Genomic DNA, 3,643 nt, shown 5'->3' with positions numbered 1-3,643 from the left:
ATCGTAATCGGAGAAGCGATGCAATTTGGGGTCCAAGAGAATCCGAGGGTTACGATAACCTCGATTACGACAACGACAACGACAACGACAACGGTGCTAAGGGTATACTCCAATTGACTTGCTTAATTTATTAGTGAACCGTTCCTTACCACCAGGTCGCGCCGTTTTTGGTCTTGGTAGGTGTCTATCTGAAACTCGATACCTGAAAACAAGAAACCCGAAACGGCACCGCATCTGTCCACCAACCCGCGGACCTCATCATGAGACTCGTCATCGTCAGCGGCCTCTCCGGCTCCGGCAAGAGTGTGGCCTTGCGCACCCTGGAGGACCTGGGGTTCTACAGCATCGACAACCTGCCGCTGTTCCTGCTCAAGGACCTGGCCCTGGGGCTCAAGGACGCCGTCGACGAGGTCTTCAGCAACACCGCCGTCGGCGTGGACGCCCGCAGTAACCCCGGGGAGCTGAAAAATCTGCCTGACCTGATCCTTGCCGCCCAGGCCCGCGGCGTCGAGTGCCAGGTGGTCTTCCTCGATGCCCACACCGATACCCTGATCCGCCGCTTCAGCGAGACGCGCCGTCGCCACCCGCTGACCCGCCAGGAGCGACCACTCGCCGAGGCGATCAAACTGGAGCGGCAGTTGTTGGAGCCGATTCGCCGGGTCGCCGATATCCGCATCGATACCACCCTGACCAACGTCCATGAATTACGCGATCTGGTCCGGGTGCGCCTCGCCGGGGATGCCTCACCCAAGGCCTCGATCCTCCTGCAATCCTTCGGCTTCAAGCACGGTCTGCCCCAGGACACGGACTTCCTGTTCGACGTGCGCTGCCTGCCCAACCCCCATTGGCAACCGGAACTCAAGCCGCTGACCGGGCTCGCGCACCCGGTCGTGGAGTTCCTCGAGTCAAGCCCGGACGTGATCGCCATGCGCAACGACATCGCGGCCTATTTCGACCGCTGGATCCCGTTGTTCGAGACCGATGGCCGCTTCTACCTGACCATCGCCATCGGCTGCACCGGCGGCCAGCACCGCTCCGTCTATCTGGTGGAGGCCCTGCGCGGGCACTTCGAGCGCAGCGGACACAAGGTCATGGTCCGGCACCGGGAGCTGCCGTGAGCGTCGGGCTGCTGCTGATCACCCACCACCCCCTGGGTGCCGACCTGTTACGGGTCGCCACCGGAATCTTCGGCACCTGCCCGACGCGGGTGGAGGCCCTCGAGGTCGAGAACGACGCCCCCTGCGACCTGATGCTGGCGCAGGCCGAACAGATGGCCGGGCGGCTCGATGCCGGCGACGGGGTCCTGGTCCTCACCGATATCTACGGGGCCACCCCGGCGCGTCTCGCCGGCGCGCTGCTCGCGCGGCGGCCGCACCTGCGGGTGCTGGCCGGGGTCAATCTGCCCATGGTCGTGCGCGCCCTCAACTATGCCGCGCTGGAGCTGGACGTCGTGACCGAGAAGGCCCTGGCCGGGGGCCGCGACGGCGTCTGCATCTGCCCCGAACCGGACGTGGAGGAGTGACGCCGATGCTGCGCCGGGACCTTGAGATCATCAACAAACTCGGGCTGCACGCCCGGGCGGCGGCCAAGCTGGTCAACTGCGCCGCCCGCTTCGGGAGCTTCATCGAGGTCGAGCGCCGCGGCCAGCGCGTCAACTGCAAGAGCATCATGGGCATCATGATGCTCGCGGCGAGCCGCGGCACCTGGATCATCGTGGAGGCCAGCGGCGACGACGAGGCGGACGCGATGGCGGCGATCGAGGACCTGATCGGCAGCCGCTTCGGAGAGGACGAGTGACCATCGCCTTCCAAGGGATCGGGGTCGCGGCGAGCCAGTCGGTCGCCATCGGACCGGCCTACCTCACCGGCCATGGACTCACCAGTGTGGCCCAGACCCCGATCACGCCGGCGCAGGTGGCGGGAGAACTGGATCGACTCAATCAGGCAGTCGCCGCGGCCCGCCGGGCGCTCAAGACCATCCGCGCCCAGATCCCCCGCGCCACCCCGCTCAATATCGCCGAGTTCATCGACGCCCACCTGCTGATGCTGGAGGACGTGGCCCTGGTCGACGAGGTGCGCAAGATCATCCGTGACCAACTCTATTGCGCCGAATGGGCGCTGCAACAGCAGCGCGACACCCTGGTCGGCGTCTTCGACGCCATGGACGACCCCTATCTGCGCACCCGCCGTGACGATGTCGAGCACGTCGTCCACCAGATCATGACCTTCCTGCAAGGGGCCCAGTTGCCCTTCGACCCGCAGGCCCGGGACCTGGAGGGGTGTGTCGTGGTCGCCCGCGACCTGATGCCGGCCGACGCCATCGTCCTGCGCCATCGCGGCGCCGCCGCCTTCGTCACCGAGTTCGGCGGCCCCGTATCCCACACCGCGATTCTGGCCCGCAGCCTGTCGGTGCCCGCGGTCGTCGGGGTCCACAACATCACGCGCTATGTGCGCCCGGGTGAACCCCTGATCGTCGATGGGGAGACCGGCACCGTACTGGCCGATCCTGACCCCGGGACCCTCGCCTATTACCGCGAACGACTCGGCGCCATCGCGCTGCGTCGGCAACACCTGCGCACCCTGGTCGACCGGCCGGCGGTGACCCGCGACGGCACCGCCATCGGCCTGCTCGCCAACCTGGAGTTGCCCGAGGACGCCGCGACCGCACGCCTCAACGGCGCGGTCGGGGTCGGGCTCTACCGCACCGAATTCCTCTACATGAACCGGGATGAGCTCCCGGATGAAGAGGAACACCTCGCGACCTACACCACCATCGTCGCGGCCTTGGCGGGGCTGCCCCTGACCATCCGCACCCTGGATCTGGGTCTCGACAAGCGCAGCGAGGCACTTGGTACGCCGGGGCCCGGGGCCGGCAACCCGGCGCTCGGACTGCGCGGCATCCGCCTCTGTCTGAAGGAGCCCGCCCTCTTCCGGCCCCAATTGCGCGCGATCCTGCGTGCCAGCGCCCTGGGGCCGATCCGGCTGATGCTGCCCATGGTCACCAACGTGCAGGAGGTGGAGGCGGTGCTCGCCATCATCGCCCAACTCAAGGACGACCTGACCGGCGAGGGCCTGGCCTTCGACCCGCGCCTGCCCATCGGGGCCATGGTCGAGGTCCCGGCCGCCGCCCTGGCGGCGCGCTCCCTGGCCCGCCGCATGGATTTCCTGTCCATCGGCACCAACGACCTGATCCAGTACACGCTGGCCATCGACCGCCTGGACGACACCGTCAGCTACCTGTTCGACCCCACCCACCCGGCCATCCTGCAACTGATCCGCACCACCATCGCCGCCGGCCGCGACCTCGACACCCCGGTCGCCATGTGCGGCGAGATGGCCGGGGACCCGCGCTTCACCCGGCTCCTGCTCGGCCTGGGACTGCGCCACTTCAGCATGCAGCCGGGGGCCCTGCTCGGCATCAAGGAGATCATCCTCGACACCGACCTCCAGGCCCTGGAGGCCCGGACCGCCCACCTCTTCGCCCGGCTCGACGATGCCGAGCCGGGGGAATTGCTGGATGCGCTCAATCAGCTTTAGTAAGGAGTCACGAACAAGTCAAACACAATCGTTGTCGTTGTCGTTGTCGCTGTCGTTGTCGTTGTCGTTGTCGTTGTCGTAATCGTAATCGTAATCGGAGAAGCGAT

General features: G+C 66.7%; 4 protein-coding genes. All 4 read left to right on the top strand.

Annotated features, from left to right (window positions below):
• The first annotated feature begins 260 nt into the window (after positions 1-260).
• The 4 genes from rapZ to ptsP are packed head-to-tail and all read left to right on the top strand — an operon-like array spanning position 261 to position 3,536.
• Positions 261-1,118, top strand: a complete 858-nt coding sequence (rapZ, locus tag QZY48_RS02820) for an RNase adapter RapZ (RefSeq protein ID WP_295427422.1) — start codon at positions 261-263, stop codon at positions 1,116-1,118.
• Positions 1,115-1,522 (top strand): PTS fructose transporter subunit IIA, encoded by a 408-nt coding sequence (locus QZY48_RS02815; protein ID WP_295427419.1) that lies wholly within the window; start codon positions 1,115-1,117, stop codon positions 1,520-1,522. Before rapZ ends, QZY48_RS02815 begins: the two co-directional genes overlap by 4 nt.
• A gap of 5 nt (positions 1,523-1,527) precedes the next feature.
• A complete protein-coding gene (locus QZY48_RS02810; RefSeq protein ID WP_295427416.1) occupies positions 1,528-1,797 on the top strand; it encodes an HPr family phosphocarrier protein in 270 nt (89 codons plus the stop codon).
• Positions 1,794-3,536: a phosphoenolpyruvate--protein phosphotransferase gene (gene ptsP, locus QZY48_RS02805; RefSeq protein ID WP_295427413.1), complete on the top strand. Its 1,743-nt coding sequence runs from the start codon at positions 1,794-1,796 to the stop codon at positions 3,534-3,536. The genes QZY48_RS02810 and ptsP overlap by 4 nt, the downstream gene beginning before the upstream one ends.
• Positions 3,537-3,643 lie beyond the last annotated feature (107 nt).

The sequence above is a fragment of the uncultured Thiodictyon sp. genome (assembly GCF_903828115.1).
Lineage (GTDB): Bacteria > Pseudomonadota > Gammaproteobacteria > Chromatiales > Chromatiaceae > Thiodictyon.
The sequence above is the reverse complement of the archived record's forward strand: the minus strand, read 5'-3'. Positions and strand labels throughout refer to the sequence as shown.